The sequence below is a fragment of the Peribacillus sp. Aquil_B1 genome, from assembly GCF_022603275.1.
In the GTDB taxonomy this organism is placed as follows: domain Bacteria; phylum Bacillota; class Bacilli; order Bacillales; family DSM-1321; genus Peribacillus.
The window spans coordinates 60,250-82,774 of the sequence record NZ_JAKXEE010000002.1 but is presented as its reverse complement, the minus strand read 5'-3'; the positions used below and the strand labels follow the sequence as shown (position 1 = coordinate 82,774).

The following is a 22,525-nucleotide window of genomic DNA, read 5'->3' as shown; positions in this document are numbered from 1 at the left end:
GAACATGCAGACTTTAGAAACGATTATAGCGTTCATCATCATTTTTGGAGCTCTAGTATTTTTCCATGAGCTTGGGCACTTAGTGTTTGCAAAGCGAGCAGGAATTTTATGCCGTGAGTTCGCAATCGGTTTCGGGCCAAAAGTATTCACATATAAAAAGAAGGAAACGGTTTATACCATTCGATTGCTTCCTCTTGGCGGGTACGTGCGTATGGCTGGTGAAGATGCAGAGAATATAGAATTGAAGCCCGGCTATCGAGTGGGATTAATGTTTGATAATGAAGAGAATGTTACAAAAATCATTTTGAACAATAAAGATAAATATCCTGATATTCGTCTTGTGGAAGTTGAAGTGATCGACCTTGATCATAAACTGATCCTTACTGGTTATGAAGAGGGCGAGGAAGAAACACTAAAAACGTTTGCCATTCATAAAGAAGCGGTGATCGTTGAAAATGGTGTAGAGAACCAGATTGCTCCTTTTGACCGGCAATTTGCCTCAAAGTCGCTTGGGCACCGTTTCCTAACGATTGTAGCTGGACCGGCAATGAATTTCGTTTTGGCTTTTGTCATTTTTGTATTGATCGGCCTGTTTCAAGGAGTCGTGGTGGATGAAGCGAAACTTGGTGAGTTGACACCTGATGGCTCGGCTGTAAATGCCGGTTTAAAATCGGGGGATGTCATTCAATCCATAGAAGGGACGGAAGTCTCCACTTGGGGAGATGTTCAGGAAAGCATTCAAAAGAACCCTGGGCAAGAGATCGAGTTCGTCGTTGACAGGGACGGGAAAACATTAGAAGTTCCGGTTGTTCCGCAAGAAGTGGAGAGGGAAGGGAAGAAAATCGGGATTATCGGAGTCTACCCTCCGGTTGAAAAAGCACCGATTAAAGCTATACAATATGGTTTTACAGAAACGTATTTTTGGACAAAACAAATCTTCATCATCCTTGGTGACCTCGTAACTGGTGGGTTTACAATCGACAGTTTATCCGGTCCTGTAGGAATATATAAATCAACAGAGGAAGTGGCGAAACAAGGTTTATTCACGTTAATGAAATGGGCAGGGCTGCTCAGCATTAACTTGGGAATCATGAACCTGCTTCCGCTACCGGCACTGGATGGAGGAAGGCTGTTATTCTTTGTGGTCGAATTCTTGAGAGGGAAACCGATCGATCGTCAAAAAGAAGGAATGGTCCACTTCATCGGCTTTGCTTTGCTGATGTTATTGATGATTGTCGTTACATGGAATGACATCCAGCGCTTCTTCCTGTAAGACATGTTTGGATATTGTAAAACAGGCCAGCAGATTTATCTGTTGGCCGTTTTATTATCTGAAGGATTTCCTAGTTTTTTAATCGTTTTGGGGAAATTGTTTGTTTTCTAGGGAAATCGTAAGTATAATCGAGAATGAGTATATTAAATTAGCTTTTCTGAATAACGCGGAAAGTCTTTTTTGTATGAAATGACCGTATTATTGTTGCGGTATTAAATATACCGTAGCTGCAAGTAATTTAAAGGAAATATTGAAGAGGTGCAGATATGAAACAAAGTATGACGTTGATCCCTACATTGAGGGAAGTGCCTGCAGATGCTGAAATCAAAAGCCATCAGCTGCTATTACGTGCAGGATTTATGAGACAAAACTCCAGCGGGGTTTATAGTTTTATGCCGCTTGGGAAAAAGGTGCTTCAAAAGGTTGAGGCGATCGTTCGGGAAGAACTGGAAAATGCTGGTGCAGTAGAATTGTTGATGCCGGCTTTACAACAAGCCGAATTCTGGCAGGAATCTGGACGCTGGTATACCTATGGTCCAGAGTTGATGCGGCTTAAGGATCGCAACAACCGTGAATTTGCGCTTGGTGCGACACATGAAGAAGTGATAACCAGCTTAGTTCGTGATGAGGTGAAGTCCTATAAGCGTCTTCCATTAACGGTTTACCAAATCCAAACCAAATTCCGTGATGAAAAAAGACCGCGTTTCGGATTGCTGCGTGGACGTGAGTTCATCATGAAGGATGCTTATTCTTTCCATGCCAATCAAGAAAGCCTGGATGCTGTTTATAAAAATTTATATGCGGCATATTCGAATATATTTAGCCGTTGTGGGTTGAACTTCCGTGCCGTCATTGCCGATTCTGGGGCGATGGGTGGTAAAGATACACATGAATTCATGGTCCTGTCTGACATAGGGGAGGATACCATCGCATATTCGGATACTTCCGATTATGCAGCCAATATTGAAATGGCACCTGTGACTGTGAACTATGAAAAAAGCTCCGAAGAACAAATTGCACTTGAAAAGGTTCATACACCAGGCCAAAAATCGATTGAAGAAGTAGCATCATTCTTGAATACTGATGCAGAGAAACTAATAAAATCGTTATTGTTTAAAGTGGATGAAAAGTATGTGCTTGTTTTGGTACGAGGAGATCATGAAGTCAATGATATCAAGCTGAAGAATTTCTATAACGCTTCAATCGTTGAATTGGTCGATCCAAATGAGACGAAGGAAGTCTTAGGATGTACAATTGGTTCTCTAGGACCAATCAATGTCACTTCTGAAGTTGAAGTGATAGCGGATGTTGCCGTCGAAGCCATGGTTAATGGAGTTTGTGGTGCAAATGAGGAAGACCACCATTATGTGAACGTGAATCCCGCTCGTGATTTTAACGTGGCCAATTATATAGATCTTCGTTTCATCCAAGAGGGTGACCCATCACCGGACGGGAACGGAATAATTAAATTTGCCAAAGGGATTGAGGTAGGCCACGTATTCAAACTGGGAACTAAATATTCCGAAGCTATGAATGCGACATTCCTGGATGAAAATGGACGGACGCAGCCTATGATCATGGGCTGTTATGGCATTGGTGTTTCCCGTACACTTGCCGCTGTTGCTGAACAATTCAATGATGAAAAAGGATTGGTCTGGCCAGCGAATTTGGCGCCATACCAAGTCCATTTGATTCCAATCAATATGAAGGATGAGGCTCAGGCTGCCCTTGCAGAAGAATTATATAATGATCTAAAGGCACAGGGCATGGAAGTTCTTATGGATGATCGTCAAGAACGTGCGGGCGTAAAATTCGCAGACTCTGACTTGATCGGTCTTCCTGTCAGGGTGACTGTTGGTAAAAAGGCATCCGACGGAATCGTCGAAGTGAAAATCCGTAAAACCGGTGAGGTTCTTGAAATTGAAAGAGCTGAACTGACTCAAAAGCTTCACGAAATAATGGCATAATTTAAAATAGCGGAATTAGGCATCATTCACTTGGATGATGCCTTTCCTTTTCATGGATTTGGATACTAGTGAATCATTCATGATATGTTATAATAGCCTCTGGTATCAAAAGAGAATGATAATGAAAAATAAGAGATAGTAGATAGGGGAGAGAGGGAATGGATCAAAATCCAAATAGCGGTAGAGAGAGATTTCAACTCTTGCTCCAGCAAATGGACTTGACTGAGGATGCCTTTGTGAATTATTTCATAGGTGCCGAAATTGATAAACTCTCAATCGAGAGGGAGTCCAAAACATGGCATTTTGCTTTTAATATACCTGCATTAATTCCTTGCAGTGTTCATACAAGACTTGCTACTCATCTAGCAAGTACGTTTTCCCATATTGCAAAGGTCACATTCAACTTGAATGTGGCCAATCCGCAGGTGACGGATCAATTGGTAAAAGAGTATTGGAAAAACTGCATCAGTGAGCTTGAAGGCATGTCTCCAGCACTGTTATCACTTCTGAATGAACAAGTGCCAACGGTGAATGGATATAAGCTTATCGTCAGCGCCCGAAATGATACGGAGGCTGGTCAGTTGAAACGAAAATACTCCGGCATCATTTCGAATATCTACCAAACATTCGGTTTTCCTCCGTTGACACTTGAAGCGGAAGTGAAGGAAACGGTTTCGAATCCTGATTACCAAAAGTTCTTAGAAGAGAAACAAAAGGAAGACGCAGAAAAGGGACTTGCTGCCCTAGTGGAAATGCAGAAAAAAGAATCGGAAAAAGGCGGCGACGATGCCGTCTACGACGGACCGGTTAAAATTGGCTATACGATTAAAGAAGATGCGGATTTCCGCAGAATCGAACAAATTATTGATGAAGAGCGCAGGATTGCTATCGAAGGCTTCGTATTTGATGCAGAAGTGCGTGAGTTACGCAGCGGACGAAGCCTGTTGACTTTTAAAGTCACTGATTATACGAGCTCGATATTGGTCAAAATGTTTTCGCGTGATAAAGAAGATGCTGCCATACTTGCCCGTGTGAAAAAAGGGATGTGGGTACGTGCTCAAGGAAGCATCCAAAATGATACATTCGTACGTGACCTTGTAATGATCGCAAATGATATAAATGAAATTTCTAAACAAGGACGGCAGGATAAGGCTCCAGAAGGTGAAAAGCGTGTAGAACTGCATATGCATACCCCAATGAGCCAGATGGATGCAGTGACACCTACTTCTGCACTTGTTGCCCAGGCTGCAAAGTGGGGGCATAAGGCCGTGGCCATTACGGATCATGCTGGAGCACAATCCTTTCCTGAAGCTTATAGTGCCGGTAAAAAGAATGGTATCAAAATCCTTTATGGCGTCGAAGTGAATCTTGTAAATGATGGTGTACCCATTGTTTATAATGAGGCGCATATCGCTTTGGCAGATGCCACATATGTTGTGTTTGACGTAGAGACGACAGGACTGTCAGCCGTTTATGATACGATCATTGAATTTGCTGCAGTGAAAATTCGTGACGGTGACATCATTGATCGATTCGAGTCATTTGCGAATCCGCATCATCCACTTTCCAATACGACGATAGAGTTGACTGGTATCACTGATGATCTTGTACAAAATGCTCCAGAAGTCTCGGAAGTACTAGAAAAGTTCAAGGACTGGGCGGGCGATGCGATCCTGGTTGCCCACAACGCAGCTTTCGATATGGGCTTTTTGAATATAGGTTATAAAAACTTGGGTTATCCTAAAGCTTCCAATCCTGTTCTTGATACATTGGAACTTGCCCGTTTCTTATATCCGGAGTTTAAAAATCACCGGTTAAATACATTATGTAAAAAGTTCGATATTGATTTGACCCAGCATCATAGGGCCATTTATGACGCCGAAGCTACAGGTTACCTTATGCTGAAGATGCTGAAGGATGCGATGGAAAGGGAGATTACCCATCATGATCAACTTAATGACAATATGGGTAAAGGAAATGCTTATCAGCGGTCCCGGCCGTCCCATTGTACGCTGATCGCGCAAACACAGGCTGGGTTAAAAAACCTTTTCAAATTAATTTCAATATCACACATCGATTATTTCTATCGTGTTCCCCGATTACCGCGCTCGCAACTTAAAAAGTATCGTGAAGGAATCTTGGTAGGATCGGGTTGCGATAAAGGGGAAGTTTTTGAAGGGATGATGCAGAAGGGTTTTGAGGAAGTCGTCGATATTGCCGAATTCTACGATTATCTTGAAATCCATCCGAAGGAAGTGTATCAGCATTTGATTGAGCTTGAATATGTACGGGATGATAAATCATTAGAAACGATCATCTCCAATATCGTCAAGCTTGGTGAAAAATTGGATAAGCCAGTCGTAGCTACGGGAAATGTGCATTATTTGGATCCGAATGATAAAATTTACCGTAAAATCCTTGTGAATTCACAAGGCGGCGCCAATCCGCTGAATCGTCATAAGCTTCCTGACGTACATTTTCGGACAACAGATGAAATGCTGCGGGAATTCTCCTTCCTCGGTTCCGAGAAAGCTAAAGAGGTCGTGGTTACCAACACGAATAAAATCGCTGATATGATTGATGAAATCAAGCCAATCAAGGATGAGTTATATACACCTAAAATTGAAGGTGCAGATGAAGAGATGCGTGAAATGAGTTATGGCATGGCAAGGAAGATCTATGGAGAGAACCTGCCGGAGATCGTGGAAGCCCGTCTTGAGAAAGAATTGAAAAGCATCATCGGCCACGGTTTTGCCGTTATTTATTTAATTTCTCACAAACTTGTTAAAAAATCATTGAATGATGGTTATCTAGTTGGTTCAAGGGGATCGGTTGGATCATCTTTCGTTGCCACCATGACTGAAATTACAGAGGTAAATCCGCTTCCGCCGCATTATGTATGTCCGGAGTGCAAGAAATCCGAATTCTTCAATGACGGTTCTGTAGGTTCCGGGTTTGACCTGCCGGATAAAGACTGTCCCGATTGCGGCATTGCTTATACAAAAGACGGGCATGATATCCCGTTTGAAACTTTCCTTGGGTTTAAAGGGGATAAGGTTCCCGATATCGACTTGAACTTCTCCGGTGAATATCAGCCGAAGGCCCATAACTATACGAAAGTCTTATTCGGAGAAGAATATGTATATCGTGCAGGGACGATTGGTACGGTCGCCGAAAAAACGGCTTATGGATATGTAAAGGGGTATTCCTCGGATAATAACATCCATATGCGTGGAGCCGAGACTGATCGCCTTGTTGCCGGCTGTACTGGTGTGAAACGGACGACAGGGCAGCATCCGGGCGGAATCATCGTTGTTCCTGATTATATGGATATCTATGATTTCACCCCTATTCAGTTCCCTGCGGATGACAGGAATTCCGAATGGAAAACTACTCACTTTGATTTCCATTCCATTCACGATAATATTTTGAAACTTGATATACTTGGACACGATGATCCGACTGTAATCCGGATGCTTCAAGATTTAAGCGGCATCGATCCAAAGACCGTTCCTACCGATGATCCAGAAGTAATGAAAATATTCAGCAGCACTGAATCTTTAGGGGTTACCGAAGAACAGATCATGTGTAAAACGGGTACGCTTGGCATCCCGGAATTTGGTACGCGCTTTGTCCGGCAAATGCTTGAAGATACGAAACCTACGACATTTTCCGAGCTTGTTCAGATTTCGGGGCTTTCCCATGGTACGGATGTATGGCTGAGCAATGCACAGGAACTGATTCACAACCGGATATGTACACTGAGTGAGGTTATAGGCTGCCGGGATGATATTATGGTCTATCTGATTTATCAAGGTCTTGATCCTTCCCTGGCGTTTAAAATCATGGAATCTGTACGTAAAGGGAAAGGGCTCTCTGAGGAATTCGAAGAGGAAATGAGGAAAAATGAGGTACCCGAATGGTATATCGATTCATGTAAGAAGATTAAATACATGTTCCCGAAAGCCCATGCTGCAGCTTACGTCTTAATGGCTGTCCGGATTGCTTATTTTAAAGTCCATTTGCCTTTATTGTATTATGCAGCCTATTTCACAGTGCGTGCCGATGATTTTGAAATCGACGCCATGACTCGGGGATCGCAGGCCATCAAATCGAAAATGGAAGAAATCATGGTAAAGGGATTGGATGCATCCACCAAGGAAAAGAATACATTGACGGTTCTCGAACTTGCATTGGAAATGTGTGAACGCGGATATTCCTTCGCTAAAGTTGACTTGTACAAATCCAGTGCAGATCAATTCTTAATTGAAGGAAATACATTGATACCGCCTTTCAATTCGATACCGGGTCTTGGGACGAATGCGGCGATCAATATTGTCAATGCACGGAAAAATGGTGAATTCCTCTCCAAAGAAGACCTTCAGCAACGTGGGAAGGTTTCGAAGACCATCCTTGAATACCTTGATAAACAAGGCTGTCTGGAGTCATTGCCTGAACAAAATCAGTTATCTTTATTTTAAAGAGGGAACGGATACCAAAAAGGAAGAAACAGACATGATATTTGCATAAATATCTTGATTATGGTATATTTTTATTGGAAATACTAAGACGAACCAATGGAAAGAGTGGGGAAACCCACTCTTTCGTGTTGTATTGACCATTTAATTTTGAATCCGAAACCAAGCGCATACAACGCACGTATGGAGGAAACAAATGAGTAAAAAGGTAACGGAAGTCGTAGAGGAATTAGCATTACCAATTCTTGAAGAATTGCAGCTTGAATTAGTCGAAGTGGAGTATGTGAAGGAAGGTAAAAGCTGGTTCCTTCGAGTGTACATTGATAAAGAAACAGGCGTAGATATTGATGATTGCGGAAATGTGAGTGAAAAACTCAGTGAAAAGCTTGATGAGGTTGATCCGATTCCACAAAATTATTTTCTCGAAGTTTCATCACCCGGAGCTGAAAGGCCTCTGAAAAAAGAGAAGGATTTCCTTAATGCTATCGGTAAAAATGTTTACATAAAAACATACGAGCCCATTTTAGATGAAAAAGAATTCGAAGGAATCTTAACCAGTTTCGATGGTGAAGAAGTGACACTCGAAGTCAGAATCAAGACAAGAAAGAAAACGATCGTCATACCATTCGAAAAGGTAGCGAAAGCAAGATTGGCGATTACCTTCGCTTAAGTCAAGCAAATCATTAATTTAAATATCCGTAAGGGGGATCACCATGGGCAATGAGTTATTGGATGCTCTCTATATTTTAGAAAACGAAAAGGGAATTTCCAGGGAGGTTTTGATCGACGCGATTGAATCTGCCCTTATATCGGCATACCGCCGTAACTTTAACCAAGCACAAAATGTACGTATCGACTTGAATCTTGGTAAAGGGACAATGCGTGTATTTGCCAGAAAAGACGTTGTAGACGAAGTGTTCGATTCACGTCTGGAAATTTCTGTTGAAGAAGCAAGAGCAATTGATCCCAACTATCAGTTAGAGGATATTGTCGAAATGGAAGTAACACCTAAAGATTTCGGCCGTATTGCTGCACAAACAGCAAAACAAGTCGTCACTCAAAGGGTGCGTGAAGCGGAACGGGGCATCATTTATGCCGAATTCATCGATCGTGAAGAGGATATCATGACTGGCATCGTTCAACGCCAGGATTCCCGATTCATTTATGTGAGCCTAGGTAAAATCGAAGCATTGCTCCCGGTGAATGAGCAAATGCCGAATGAACAGTATAAGCCACATGATCGCATTAAAGTTTTCATCACTAAAGTTGAAAAGACTTCCAAGGGCCCGCAAATTTTTGTATCCCGTTCACATCCTGGCCTTTTAAAACGTTTATTCGAAATCGAAGTGCCTGAAATTTTCGATGGAACAGTAGAAATTAAGTCAGTTGCCCGCGAAGCAGGCGACCGTTCAAAAATCTCCGTGCACTCCGATAACGAAGAAGTAGATCCAGTCGGTTCTTGTGTAGGCCAAAAAGGACAGCGTGTCCAGGCCATCGTCAATGAATTGAAAGGTGAAAAAATCGATATCGTCAAATGGTCGGAGAATCCGGTCATTTTCGTCGCGAATGCTTTAAGCCCTTCAAAAGTACTTGAAGTTATTGTTAAAGAAGAGGAAAAGGCGACGACTGTAATCGTTCCGGATTATCAACTTTCGCTGGCAATTGGTAAGCGTGGACAAAATGCCCGTTTAGCTGCCAAGCTTACAGGCTGGAAAATTGATATCAAGAGTGAAACGGAAGCCCGCGAAGCTGGTATTTATCCTGTGGAAGAACAGGAATTCCTTTTGAGCAGAGATAGTTATGTTACTGAAGAGGAAACAGATTTCGAAGAGGATAACGAGTAATTCGAGGTGAAAAAAGATGAATAGCCGAAAAAAAATCCCGATGCGTAAATGTGTGGCTACAGGCGAAATGAAGCCGAAGAAAGAACTCATTCGCATCGTTCGATCTAAAGAAGGGGAAGTCAGCCTGGATCCTACCGGAAAGAAATCTGGAAGGGGAGCTTATTTGACTCTTGATCGGGATGTTATCGAGCTGGCCAAAAAGAAAAATGTGCTGGCTAATCACCTTAGTACCCAAATCGATTCTTCCCTTTATGAACAATTGCTTGAATTAGTGAATAAGGAGAAAAACTAACATCATGACCCAACAACAACAATGGATGTCTCTATTAGGTTTGGCCAATCGAGCACGCAAGCTAATTTCGGGTGAAGAATTAGTGGTTAAAGAGATTAGAAGCGGTAATGCCAAAGTTGTTATTTTATCCGCGGACGCTTCAAAAAACACTGAAAAAAAAATATCTGATAAGTGCGCATTTTATCAGGTTCCTTTAAAAAGAGTCGAAAGCAGGTCATTGCTCGGCCATGCGATAGGCAAGGATGCTAGAGTTGCCGTCGCAGTTCTGGATGAAGGTTTTGCACAAAAACTCCGAACGCTGCTCGATTAAATTTTACGGGGGTGAACGTATGACAAAATTGCGTGTATATGAATATGCAAAACAAAAGAACGTTTCAAGCAAGGATGTAATAAATAAACTTAAAGAAATGAATATAGAGGTAACAAACCATATGACAGCATTAGACGATTCAACTGTAAATAAATTAAACGATTCAATCAAACCTAAAAACGAAGATAAAAGCCAAGAACCAAAAGCTAACGCTACGGTAGCGAAGTACGAAGCTGAAGCGGATGAAAAGAGCACAGTCAATAAAGAAAAACTGAAGAAGAAACCACCAGTTAAACCTGTAGGGACGAAAAAACCAACAGGTCAGTTCAACAAGGGTCGCAATAACAAGAATAAAAATAATAAACAAAGACAACAAGCGCCTCAGGCACCTGTTACAAAACGTAAAGAAAGGGAACTTCCAGAGAAAATTACGTTTTATGAGTCTTTGACGGTTATGGAACTTGGAAAAAAACTTCACCGTGAACCTTCTGAAATCATTAAAAAGCTCTTTATGCTTGGTGTTATGGCAACAATCAACCAGACTTTGGATAAAGATGCAATTGAATTGATTTGTGCGGAATACGGTGTAGTGGCCGAAGAAGAGATTCGTATCGACCTAACAGACCTGGAATCACTTGTCACTGAGGACGCATCTGAAGATTTGATCGAACGTCCGGCTGTCGTGACGATCATGGGACACGTTGACCATGGTAAAACGACATTGCTTGATTCTATACGCCATACAAAAGTAACTGAAGGTGAAGCGGGCGGAATCACTCAGCATATCGGTGCTTATCAAGTTAAAGTTAATGATAAGAAAATAACATTCCTGGATACACCAGGCCATGCTGCGTTTACAACAATGCGTGCCCGCGGTGCACAAGTTACCGATATCACCATCCTTGTCGTCGCTGCGGATGATGGCGTTATGCCTCAAACGATTGAAGCGATCAACCATGCTAAAGCGGCAGAAGTTCCAATTATCGTCGCTGTCAATAAGATGGATAAAGAAGCTGCCAATCCGGACCGTGTCATGCAAGAATTGACAGAACACGGTTTAGTTTCTGAAGCATGGGGCGGAGACACGATCTTCGTACCAATTTCAGCTAAAAACGGTGAAGGAATCGACAGCTTGCTTGAAATGATTCTTCTTGTCAGTGAAGTGGAGGAGTATAAAGCTAATCCATCTCGTAAAGCAAATGGAACGGTCATCGAAGCACGTTTGGATAAAGGGCGCGGATCGGTTGCCACTTTACTAGTTCAAAACGGAACGTTGAAAATCGGCGATCCGATCGTTATCGGTAATACATTCGGACGTGTTCGTGCCATGGTTAACGATCTTGGACGCCGTGTTAAGGATGCAGGTCCATCAACACCTGTTGAAATCACTGGTTTGAACGAAGTGCCACAGGCCGGAGATCGTTTCATCGTCTTTGAAGATGAGAAAACGGCCCGTCAAGTTGGGGAAGTGCGTGCACAAAGGCAACTTGCGTCACAACGTAATGAAAAGTCCCGTGTAACCCTAGATACATTGTTCGAGCAAATGAAAGAAGGGGAAATAAAAGAATTGAACATCATTTTAAAGGCTGATGTTCAAGGTTCTGCGGAAGCAGTAGCCGCTTCCCTGAATAAAATAGAAGTGGAAGGCGCTAAAGTGAAAATCATACACATTGGCGTCGGTGCTATCACAGAGTCTGACATCATCCTTGCTACAGCTTCGAATGCAATCGTCATCGGATTCAACGTCCGTCCTGACGTGAATGCGAAGCGTGCAGCTGAATCAGAAAATGTTGATGTCCGCCTTCACCGCATCATCTACAAAGCGATCGAAGAGATCGAGTCGGCTATGAAAGGGATGCTTGACCCTGAATTCGAAGAAAAAATTATCGGTCAGGCTGAAGTCCGTACGACTTTCAAAGTATCAAAGGTGGGTACGATTGCCGGTTCTTACGTTACAGAAGGAAAAATTACTCGTGACAGCGGAATTCGCTTAATTCGTCAAGGTGTCGTCATTTTCGAAGGTGAAATTGATGCATTGAAACGCTTTAAAGATGATGTAAAAGAAGTGGCAACGAACTATGAGTGCGGTATTACGATTAAAAATTACAACGACCTTAAAGAAGGCGATGTAATTGAAGCGTATGTTATGGAAGAGATTGAACGTAAATGATCGTTGGCTCTGTCCAATGTGAATGCATCATCCATGACACCCATTCTTTGAAAGAAAAAAGGGCCGTGCTTCAGCGTGTCATGACACGGCTTAAGCAGAAGTTCAATATTTCTGTAGCTGAAACCGATTTTCAGGATTTATGGCAGCGGACAAAGATTACTATCGTTACCGTAACATCCTCGAGGAAGGCTACTGAACGGGAACTTCAAAATGCCCTTAAATTTCTAGATTCTTTTCCGGAACTAGAGCGAACAATAACAGATATAGACTGGCTTTAGGCTATCGAGGTGATATTATGAGCCTTCGTTCAAATCGTGTTGGCGAACAAATGAAAAAAGAGCTGAGTGAAATTATCGGCCGAAAAATTAAAGATCCAAGAATCGGATTTGTTACTGTGACGGATGTCGCGGTTACAGGCGATTTACAACAGGCAACAGTTTATATTTCCGTTTTGGGTGACCAGGAACAAAGGGAGAAAACCCTGCAAGGTCTAGCTAAGGCGAAAGGATTCATGCGTTCAGAAATTGGGCAGCGGATCCGCCTTCGCAAAACCCCTGAGCTGTTTTTTGAATTTGATGAATCGGTCGATTATGGTAATCGTATCGAGTCGTTGATTTCCCAAATCAATAAACCGGCTGAAAAAGACGAGGAATAAGCAAGCAGTAAAAGGAGGCCGACTCAATAAGTGCTTTGCACTTCTTGAAGTCGGCCTCTTTTTTTTGAAAAATGGATATGTAAAAAAGCGAAAAACACCTATCGGAATTGGAATTCATTTTGTTTTTATGATGGTAATTTAGGGTGTTTTATAAATGATGAGGTGAAAGCGTGAACGGTATTCTTCCATTATGGAAACCCAAGGGATTGACATCCCATGATTGTGTTTTTAAATTAAGAAAGATCCTAAAGACAAAAAAGGTTGGGCACACAGGTACTTTAGATCCTGATGTAACAGGAGTTTTACCTATTTGTATTGGCAGGGCAACCAAGATAGCCGAATATTTGACAGAAGCCGGTAAAGCGTATGAAGGGGAAGTTACCCTTGGTTTTTCAACGACGACTGAAGACGCAAGCGGTGAAAAAGTGGAAGAGAAAAAGGTTGATCAAGTGATTCAGCGTAAACGGATTTTGGAAGTGCTGGAATCACTGACTGGAAAGATTGAACAGACGCCGCCAATGTATTCAGCAGTAAAGGTAAACGGGAAGAAGTTATATGAATATGCCCGTGCAGGGGTGGAAGTGGAGAGGCCGACAAGGGAGGTCACCATTTATGATATTACCCTTCTCGATGATCGTTCTGAATTCAAAGGGGAGACCATTTCTTTTCGGTTTCGCGTCAAATGCAGCAAAGGAACATATATTCGGACGCTTGCAGTCATGATGGGGGAGGAATTGGGTTTTCCTGCCCATATGTCAGACTTGACCCGCATTGAATCAGCAGGCTTTAAGCAGGAGGATTGTTTCACATTTGCTGAAGTGGAAGACTTCATGGAAAGTGGACAAACGGATAATTTTCTGCTGCCTTTGGAACGGGGATTATTTCATTTGCCCAAATTTCAGATTAGTGATAAAGTAGCAAAGAAAGTACTTAACGGTGCGGTATTGGAGCAACCAAAGGATGTTGTTGTTGATAAAGGGATGCCTTTTGTTATGGTCGACCCAGCAGATAAGGCCATTGCCATTTATCAAATACATCCGACAAAAGAGGGATTAATTAAACCTGTAAAAGTATTGGCACAAGAATTATAGACCGTTTTACCGCCGGAAAGAGGAGATTGAAAGGTGAAAGTGATCGCAATAGAGCATCCTCATCAATTTAATTCGGATGATTTTCCCGAGCTTGTAATGGCGCTTGGATTTTTTGATGGTATACATAAAGGTCATCAGATAGTTATTCAGACCGCCAAGCAAAAAGCCGAAGAAATGAATCTTAAGTCAGCAGTAATGACATTTGACCCGCATCCTTCTGCAGTACTGGGTAGGAAAACGGAAAATATCCGCTATATCACTCCACTTGAAGATAAAGTGGATATCATAGAGTCGATGGAGATAGATTATTTATTCATTGTCCATTTCAGCAAGGAATTTGCTTCGGTACTGCCGGAACGGTTCGTTGACGAATACATTGCCGGGCTGAATGTCCGTCACGTAGTTGCAGGCTTTGATTATTCCTACGGTCGCTATGGTCAAGGATCGATGGAAGATTTGCCTGTTTATGCACAGGGCAGATTTTCACAGACAGTCGTCGCAAAACAGACAATTGAAGATGAAAAGGTTAGCTCGACGAGAATCAGGGAAACTCTCGGTAATGGCAGCTTTACCGACTTTTATCATTTGGCTGGCCGCCGCTATTTAACGAAAGGTCATGTCGTTCACGGTGAAAAGCGGGGCAGGAAATTGGGTTTTCCCACCGCTAATATTGAAGTGGGTGATGATTATATTTTTCCTGCTGCCGGCGTATATGCCGTCAGGATCAAAATAAGCGGTAAATGGTATAAAGGGGTTTGCAATGTCGGCTACAAACCTACATTCCACGAAGAAAAGCCTAAATATCCGACTGTGGAGGTTCATGCCTTGGAGTTCTCGGGTGATATTTATGGCAGCCAGGTCTCGGTTGAATGGCATACAAGACTTCGGAGTGAGCAGAAATTTTCCGGACTTGAAGCATTGGTCGCTCAGATTGAAACGGATAAGCAAAATGCCATAGACTATTTTGCAAATCTTGAAGGATAAAAGACAAGACTTGCAATTTTAATGAAAAACATGTATTCTATTGTATGTATGAAAATAACCATTGCTTGGCTAGTCGAGACTCCGACGCTGGCTCGGTAATAGGTGATTTTACAGAATTTTAGGAGGAATAATAACATGGCAATTACACAAGTACGCAAAAACGAACTTATCGCTGAGTTCAGAACTCACGATACTGACACTGGTTCTCCAGAAGTTCAAATCGCAGTATTAACAGAAGAAATCAACAACTTGAACGGTCACTTACGCACACACAAAAAAGACCACCATTCACGTCGCGGTCTTCTAAAAATGGTAGGTAAACGTCGTAATCTTTTAACTTACCTACGTAACAAAGACGTTACTCGTTACCGTACACTAATTAACAAATTAGGTCTACGTAGATAATTTTTTCAGGAAGGCGGGAAATTTCCCGCTTTTTTGATGTTAATCAAATGATTTGGACGTATTCTACTTAAGGCTGGGCCTTCGTCCTTGGGACTCGGCAGGAGCCGGGTCCTTTTCCATTTATAAATGATCGGGATATACATAATCAAATGAATGAAATTTTTATTCATTTTACTGTTAATGCTTGTTTTTTTCGTGCATAATAGGAATAGTTTGGTTTTAACTCGAGTTCAGTTACTTTTCACATATAAATGATTTATCCAATACAGGTTTAGGTAAACTAAGCCTCTAAGTGAAGATTCAGAGAGGGGTTTAATAAATGGGACAGGAAAAACATACGTATTCATTTGACTGGGCCGGCCGTAATGTAACGGTAGAGATAGGGCAATTGGCCAAACAAGCGAACGGGGCAGTTTTAGTCCGTTATGGAGAGACTGCTGTATTAAGTACAGCAACGGCTTCGAAGGAACCTAGAAATGTCGACTTTTTCCCTTTGACAGTCAACTACGAAGAAAGACTTTATGCAGTCGGTAAAATTCCGGGAGGCTTCATTAAACGTGAAGGACGACCGAGTGAAAGGGCAATTCTTGCAAGCCGCTTGATTGACCGTCCAATCCGTCCGCTTTTCGCCGATGGCTTCAGGAATGATGTTCAGATCATCAGCATGGTCATGAGTGTCGATCAAGATTGTTCTACGGAAATGGCAGCTATGCTAGGTTCTTCACTTGCACTTTCAGTTTCGGATATTCCGTTCGAAGGTCCAATTGCCGGAGTTGTAGTGGGAAGGATCAATAATGAATTCATTATTAACCCTACTGTAGACCAACTAGCTAAAAGTGACATCAATCTGACGGTTGCCGGCACTAAAGATGCTATCAACATGGTTGAAGCCGGAGCAAATGAAGTACCAGAGGAAACGATGCTTGAAGCAATCATGTTTGGACATGATGAAATCAAGAAGATCATTGCATTCCAAGAGAAAATCGTTGCTGAAATCGGCAAGGAAAAAATGCAGGTCACTTTATATCAAGTGGATGCAGAACTGGAAGCAGAAGTGAAAGGCCTATGTGAAGCAGACTTGAACAAAGCTGTACAAGTTCAGGAAAAACATGCTCGTGAAGACGCGATCAAAGAAGTAAAAGATCGTGTATTGGGTCATTATGAGGAAGAAACTGATGAAGAAAAATTAAAGCAAATCAAAGAAATCCTCAATAAATTGGTCAAATCCGAAGTCCGTCGTTTAATCACGGAAGAAAAAGTGCGTCCGGATGGCCGTAATCCTGACGAAATCAGACCATTATCATCGGAAGTTACCATTCTGCCACGTACACATGGTTCCGGATTGTTCACACGCGGACAAACCCAAGCTCTATCCATCTGTACATTAGGTGCACTTGGTGATGTGCAGATTCTGGACGGACTTGGTACCGAAGAGTCAAAACGTTTTATGCACCACTATAACTTCCCGCATTTCAGTGTCGGTGAAACTGGACCTATCCGTGGGGCAGGACGCCGTGAAATCGGTCATGGTGCACTTGGTGAAAGGGCATTGGAGCCTGTTATTCCAAACGATAAAGACTTCCCTTATACAATCAGACTTGTTTCTGAAGTGCTTGAATCAAACGGTTCAACATCACAAGCAAGTATCTGTGCAAGCACTTTGGCAATGATGGATGCCGGTGTTCCATTGAAAGCTCCAGTTGCCGGTATTGCCATGGGACTTGTCAAATCAGGTGAGCACTATACAATCTTAACGGATATTCAAGGAATGGAAGACCATCTGGGAGACATGGACTTTAAAGTCGCAGGTACTTCAAAAGGTGTTACTGCCCTGCAAATGGATATTAAGATTGAGGGTCTATCAAGAGAGATCCTTGAAGAAGCTTTACTTCAAGCCAAACATGGCCGGATGCATATTTTGGAATCAATGATGTCAACAATCAATCAACCGCGTGAGCAGTTATCCAAATATGCTCCAAAAATCGTTACAATGTCCATAAATCCGGATAAGATCCGTGATGTGATTGGACCGAGCGGAAAACATATCAACAAAATCATTGAAGAAACTGGCGTGAAAATCGACATCGAACAAGATGGAACGGTATTCATATCTTCTACTGATGAACCAATGATTCAAAAAGCGAAGAAAATCATTGAGGACATCGTACGTGAAGTCGTAGTGGGCGAACTATACTTAGGTAAAGTTAAACGTATCGAAAAGTTCGGTGCCTTCGTTGAAATCTTTAACGGTAAAGACGGTTTGGTACATATTTCTGAACTGGCTGAAGAAAGAGTCGGAAAAGTGGAAGATGTCGTTTCACTTGGCGATGAATTATTGGTCAAAGTTACTGAGATCGATAAGCAAGGAAGGGTAAACCTTTCCCGTAAAGCGGTCTTGAAAGAGCAAAAAGAGGCAGCCAACCCTTCTCAATCGTAATGAAAAATGAAAATCCGGCATGCGGTTCCTTGTGAATCTGCATGCTTTTTTTGTTTGAAAGTATGGGAATATCCATAGTGTGAATGGCGTTAAAAGGATGTCATGTTCTACCTTGTCCGTTTTCTTCATACATTTTGGTATGAAGGGGGCGTAAAAAATGAATAATAAATGGAAGCAGATAGTTGCGATAAGTGCCATTGCAGGTATATCATGGTTATTAGTGCAAAATCCATATACACAAATTTATTTGACCCAATTAACCGATGATTCAGTTGCTTCAATGAAGCAAGAAGACGAGCTTCTTTTACAAATAAAAGAATCAACAAAAAAATATGAGATTGCACCACAGGATGCACGAATAGATTCTGTCTGGAAAACCGTTCCTGCATATAACGGCCTGAAGGTAAATATTGATGATTCGTATAAAGCCATGAAGAAGGAGGGCGTGTTCGATAAAGATAAGCTGGTGTTTCAGCAGGTTCCTGCGAAGATACATATGGAGGATCTGGATTCGGCTCCGATTTACCGTGCCCATCCCGAAAAGCCAGTCGTTTCATTTTTAATCAATGTGGCCTGGGGGAATGAATACTTACAAGATATGTTGGCCGTATTAAAAAAGTATAATGTCAAGGCGACTTTTTTCCTGGAAGGCAATTGGACCAAGAAAAACCCAGATTTGGCCAAGATGATCAAGGGTGGCGGACATGAAATTGGAAATCATTCTTATTCACATCCCGATATGAAAAACATCTCCGCACAAGCTACACGTGAGGAAATTCGAAAAACGAACGAAGTCATTGAAGCGGTGACGGGTTTGAAAATGAAATGGTTCGCACCACCAAGTGGAAGCTACCGGGACGAAACGGTGAAAATCGCGGATTCTTTCGGTATGGAGACCGTCATGTGGAGTGTGGATACGATCGACTGGCAAAAGCCAAGCCCTGAAGTCCTTCAACAAAGAGTGCTTTCTAAGGTACACCCAGGAGCATTTATATTGATGCATCCGACGGAATCTACTGCAAAATCTTTGGAAACGTTAATAATTGAAATAAAAAAGAAAGACTTAGATGTTGTTACCGTTTCGGAAGCAGTAGATGAAGAGCGATCGAATCCATAATGTATTGGTTACGATAGCAGCATAGAATGATTGGGAGGAATGTTAGTTGATTAAGAAATACACGTGTCAAAATGGAGTTAGAATTGTATTGGAAAATATTCCAACTGTACGCTCTGCAGCAATTGGAGTATGGATCAAAACAGGTTCAAGAAATGAAACACCGGAATTGAATGGGGTTTCACATTTCTTGGAGCATATGTTCTTCAAAGGGACAGCTACGAGAAATGCGCGTGAAATAGCCGAGTCATTCGATAGTATTGGCGGACAGGTGAATGCATTCACTTCAAAAGAGTATACATGCTATTATGCAAAAGTAATGGATAACCATGCAAGCTATGCGCTTGAAATCCTTGCTGATATGTTCTTCAACTCAACGTTTGATGGGGAAGAATTGAAAAAAGAAAAAAATGTCGTTTACGAAGAAATCAAAATGTATGAAGACACACCAGATGATATTGTCCATGACCTCTTAAGCAAGGCGGTATATGAAAATCATCCCCTTGGCTATCCGATACTTGGCACGGAAAATACGCTTGAAACGTTCAATAGTGATACATTAAAAAAATACGTCCATGACATGTATACACCCGATAAAGTAGTTGTATCCATTGCTGGGAATGTAGATGAAAAAATGATTAAAGAAGTCGAAAGCTACTTTGGCTCGTATCAAGGAGGGGAAGATCGTCTTGAATTGGTCAAGCCTTCCTTCCATGAAAATAGGATCACCCGTAAAAAAGATACGGAACAAGCCCACTTATGCCTTGGTTACAAAGGCTTGGAAATCGGAAATGATAAAACATATAGTCTGATTACCTTGAATAATATTCTTGGAGGAAGCATGAGCAGCCGCCTATTCCAGGATGTCAGGGAGCAACGAGGCCTTGCCTATTCCGTTTATTCCTATCATTCCAGCTATCAAGATAGCGGTATGGTGACAGTATATGGGGGGACAGGCACAAATCAGCTTGACAGCCTGTATGAAACCATTCAGGAAACACTGGATACTTTAAAGAGGGATGGCATTACCGAAAAGGAATTACGGAATAGTAAAGAGCAACTTAAAGGCAGCTTGATGCTTAGCCTTGAAAGCACGAATAGCCGCATGAGCCGGAACGGAAAAAATGAGCTGATGTTGGGTGAGCACCGTACCCTTGATGATATCATCATCAAGATTGACGAGGTGACGGAGGATACTGTCAATGAATTGGCAAACCAGATCTTTACGGAACATTCCTTGTCATTAGTGAGCCCGCTGGAAAACTGGGATAAATAATGACGAACAAGCCTGCACCTTCCTTTAATTAATGGGAGGTCAGGCTTTTTTTCTTTGAATGCGGGAGGATCCAATGTTATGGACAATATTTGGACAAATGCCTTCTAAGTTTACCTTTTTCGGATATAGATTGAATAGAAGGAGAAAAAGGGGGAAGCAAAGTTGAGGTTGAGCGAATTGAGCGGTAAGGAAATAGTCGATGTGAATAGGGCGGAGAGATTAGGGGTCCTTGGTCAGACTGATTTGGAAATAGATGAAACTGGACAAATTACCTCATTGATCATCCCATCTGTTAAATGGTTCGGCCTTTTAAGGAATGGCAGTGAAATAAGAGTTCCTTGGGAACATATAAAAAAAATCGGTGCAGATATGGTCATCATTGATTTTCAGGAAGGACTTTCACTTAAAGACGGAGAGCATATGGATGGATGACCACGCTCGCGGCACCTTGAACTTCTTGGAATGCAAGCTCGAAAACGCCTTAGCTGGCAATAGCTATGGCGTTTTTTCTTTTCTTATCACCGTTTTTTAAGTGAAAACATAAGATGGCAGGGTAACTAGAGAATGTAGCAAAAACCGAATTGCTTCCTGAAGGAATTGTATATCATGAAGCAAGGAATGTTTAGGATCTTTTATATAAAGAAGGTGACGGTTTTAATGCTCACAGGCATGCAAATCGCTGTAATTGGTGGAGATGCGCGTCAGCTTGAAGTTGTCCGTAAACTGACGGAGCTTGATGCAAAGCTATTATTGGTAGGTTTTGAACAGCTCGACCATGCTTTTACCGGAGCGGTTAAGGAAAAAATGGAAGATATAAACTTCAAGGAATTAGATTCAGTTATTTTACCTGTCCGGGGCACGGATTCAGATGGGAAAGTAGAAACGATCTTTTCCAGTGAAGAGGTTGTTTTGACTGAAGAAATGATAAAAAAGACCCCGGCACATTGCATTTTTTATGCAGGAATCAGTAACGACTACCTTAATGAGATATTCAAGAAAGTGGATCGCAAACTCGTTCTATTGTTCGAACGTGATGATGTGGCTATTTATAATTCGATTCCCACTGTTGAGGGTGCAATCATGATGGCCATTCAACATACGGATTTTACTATCCATGGATCGAATGTAGCCGTTCTCGGACTGGGAAGGGTCGGAATGAGTGTAGCCCGGTCATTCCATGCACTTGGAGCAAAAGTGAAGGTGGGGGCAAGAAAAAGCGAAGATATTGCGAGAATCAGTGAAATGGCATTAGCTCCTTTTCATTTAAATGAACTCGCTGCAGAAATGAAAGATGTTGATATATGTATCAATACGATTCCTTTTCCGATAATTACCGCAAAAGTTATAGCCAATATGCCCGTTCATACATTAATCATCGACCTTGCTTCAAAACCGGGGGGGACGGATTTTCGTTACGCTGAAAAAAGGGGAATTAAGGCGCTGTTGGCACCGAGCCTGCCGGGTATAGTTGCCCCGAAAACAGCTGGTCAGATATTGGCGAATGCACTGGGACTATTGATTCAAGGCGAGTTCTTGAAAAGGAAGGGGAAAATGATATGAGTCTCAAAGGGAAACGTATTGGTTTCGGATTAACAGGATCACATTGCACATATGATGAAGTGTTTCCGGAAATAGAAAAACTTGTAAATGAAGGAGCGGAAGTCATTCCAATCGTAACATCCACTGTCCAAAACACGGAAACCCGTTTTGGAAAGGGAGAGGACTGGGTCGAAAGAATAGAAAAATTGACGGGGAACCATGTCGTTGATACAATCGTCAAAGCAGAGCCTTTAGGACCTAAATTGCCACTTGATTGCATGGTGATCGCTCCTTTAACGGGTAACTCAATGAGTAAGATGGCAAATGCACTTACCGATTCGCCAGTACTTATGGCTGCAAAAGCGACGATGAGAAATCACCGTCCAGTCGTGGTCGCGATATCAACAAATGATGCACTTGGGTTAAATGGTGTCAATCTAATGAGGCTGATGGCAGCTAAAGACATTTATTTCGTTCCATATGGCCAGGATAATCCCAAAGGCAAACCAAGTTCCATGGTTGCAAGGATGAGCATGATAAGGGATACGATCATGGCGGCACTGGAAAGGGAACAGATTCAACCTGTCATCGTCGAAAGGTTCAAGGATGATTTAGTCTGAAAAAGTATTTCTGCCTCAATCCCGCTTTCTATCGACTGACATATATGCATAAATTTGTAGGTTGAAGTTA

At 42.1% G+C, this 22,525-nt stretch carries 19 protein-coding genes; all 19 read left to right on the top strand.

All coding sequences use genetic code 11. From position 1 onward, the window contains the following. The first annotated feature begins 4 nt into the window (after positions 1-4). Positions 5-1,273, top strand: coding sequence for an RIP metalloprotease RseP (gene rseP, locus MPH60_RS14040; protein WP_101224674.1), 1,269 nt, complete (start codon positions 5-7; stop codon positions 1,271-1,273). A 266-nt stretch (positions 1,274-1,539) separates the two neighbouring features. Continuing rightward, positions 1,540-3,240 carry a proline--tRNA ligase gene (locus MPH60_RS14035; RefSeq protein WP_241591216.1) on the top strand — a complete coding sequence of 567 codons (1,701 nt, stop codon included), beginning with the start codon at positions 1,540-1,542 and terminating at the stop codon, positions 3,238-3,240. A 158-nt stretch (positions 3,241-3,398) separates the two neighbouring features. Next, a complete protein-coding gene (locus MPH60_RS14030) occupies positions 3,399-7,721 on the top strand; it encodes a PolC-type DNA polymerase III (RefSeq protein WP_241591218.1) in 4,323 nt (1,440 codons plus the stop codon). A 193-nt stretch (positions 7,722-7,914) separates the two neighbouring features. Further along, on the top strand, positions 7,915-8,388 hold the full coding sequence (gene rimP, locus MPH60_RS14025; RefSeq protein ID WP_048684765.1) for a ribosome maturation factor RimP: 474 nt from the start codon (positions 7,915-7,917) through the stop codon (positions 8,386-8,388). Between the two features lie 43 nt (positions 8,389-8,431). Then, positions 8,432-9,562: a transcription termination factor NusA gene (gene nusA, locus MPH60_RS14020; protein ID WP_076366463.1), complete on the top strand. Its 1,131-nt coding sequence runs from the start codon at positions 8,432-8,434 to the stop codon at positions 9,560-9,562. 16 nt (positions 9,563-9,578) lie between these two features. Then, the gene (gene rnpM, locus MPH60_RS14015) at positions 9,579-9,854 is read left to right on the top strand and encodes an RNase P modulator RnpM (RefSeq protein WP_061462443.1); all 276 of its coding nucleotides are present in this window, start codon (positions 9,579-9,581) and stop codon (positions 9,852-9,854) included. A 4-nt stretch (positions 9,855-9,858) separates the two neighbouring features. Then, positions 9,859-10,164, top strand: coding sequence for a YlxQ family RNA-binding protein (locus tag MPH60_RS14010; RefSeq protein ID WP_034313614.1), 306 nt, complete (start codon positions 9,859-9,861; stop codon positions 10,162-10,164). Positions 10,165-10,183: 19 nt separating this feature from the next. Further along, positions 10,184-12,334 (top strand): translation initiation factor IF-2, encoded by a 2,151-nt coding sequence (infB, locus tag MPH60_RS14005; protein WP_241591220.1) that lies wholly within the window; start codon positions 10,184-10,186, stop codon positions 12,332-12,334. Then, positions 12,331-12,612: a DUF503 domain-containing protein gene (locus MPH60_RS14000; protein WP_057913375.1), complete on the top strand. Its 282-nt coding sequence runs from the start codon at positions 12,331-12,333 to the stop codon at positions 12,610-12,612. The genes infB and MPH60_RS14000 overlap by 4 nt, the downstream gene beginning before the upstream one ends. A 17-nt stretch (positions 12,613-12,629) precedes the next feature. Then, complete coding sequence (gene rbfA, locus MPH60_RS13995) at positions 12,630-12,989, top strand: 30S ribosome-binding factor RbfA (RefSeq protein WP_101224680.1); 360 nt, start codon at positions 12,630-12,632, stop codon at positions 12,987-12,989. A gap of 170 nt (positions 12,990-13,159) precedes the next feature. Then, complete coding sequence (gene truB / locus MPH60_RS13990; RefSeq protein ID WP_241591222.1) at positions 13,160-14,080, top strand: tRNA pseudouridine(55) synthase TruB; 921 nt, start codon at positions 13,160-13,162, stop codon at positions 14,078-14,080. A 33-nt stretch (positions 14,081-14,113) separates the two neighbouring features. Further along, positions 14,114-15,064: a bifunctional riboflavin kinase/FAD synthetase gene (ribF, locus tag MPH60_RS13985; RefSeq protein WP_241591225.1), complete on the top strand. Its 951-nt coding sequence runs from the start codon at positions 14,114-14,116 to the stop codon at positions 15,062-15,064. 135 nt (positions 15,065-15,199) lie between these two features. Next, on the top strand, positions 15,200-15,469 hold the full coding sequence (gene rpsO, locus MPH60_RS13980; RefSeq protein WP_053345367.1) for a 30S ribosomal protein S15: 270 nt from the start codon (positions 15,200-15,202) through the stop codon (positions 15,467-15,469). Positions 15,470-15,788: 319 nt separating this feature from the next. Next, the gene (pnp, locus tag MPH60_RS13975; protein WP_230177479.1) at positions 15,789-17,906 is read left to right on the top strand and encodes a polyribonucleotide nucleotidyltransferase; all 2,118 of its coding nucleotides are present in this window, start codon (positions 15,789-15,791) and stop codon (positions 17,904-17,906) included. A gap of 157 nt (positions 17,907-18,063) precedes the next feature. Then, complete coding sequence (locus MPH60_RS13970) at positions 18,064-19,023, top strand: polysaccharide deacetylase family protein (RefSeq protein WP_241591228.1); 960 nt, start codon at positions 18,064-18,066, stop codon at positions 19,021-19,023. Positions 19,024-19,069: 46 nt separating this feature from the next. Further along, positions 19,070-20,296 carry a M16 family metallopeptidase gene (locus tag MPH60_RS13965; protein WP_241615843.1) on the top strand — a complete coding sequence of 409 codons (1,227 nt, stop codon included), beginning with the start codon at positions 19,070-19,072 and terminating at the stop codon, positions 20,294-20,296. A 162-nt stretch (positions 20,297-20,458) separates the two neighbouring features. After that, a complete protein-coding gene (locus MPH60_RS13960; RefSeq protein WP_241591230.1) occupies positions 20,459-20,728 on the top strand; it encodes a YlmC/YmxH family sporulation protein in 270 nt (89 codons plus the stop codon). Positions 20,729-20,953: 225 nt separating this feature from the next. Next, entirely contained in the window at positions 20,954-21,856 is a 903-nt protein-coding gene (gene dpaA / locus MPH60_RS13955; RefSeq protein WP_241591311.1) for a dipicolinic acid synthetase subunit A, read from the top strand. Further along, a complete protein-coding gene (locus MPH60_RS13950; RefSeq protein ID WP_241591232.1) occupies positions 21,853-22,455 on the top strand; it encodes a dipicolinate synthase subunit B in 603 nt (200 codons plus the stop codon). Before dpaA ends, MPH60_RS13950 begins: the two co-directional genes overlap by 4 nt. The last annotated feature ends 70 nt before the right edge of the window (positions 22,456-22,525 follow it).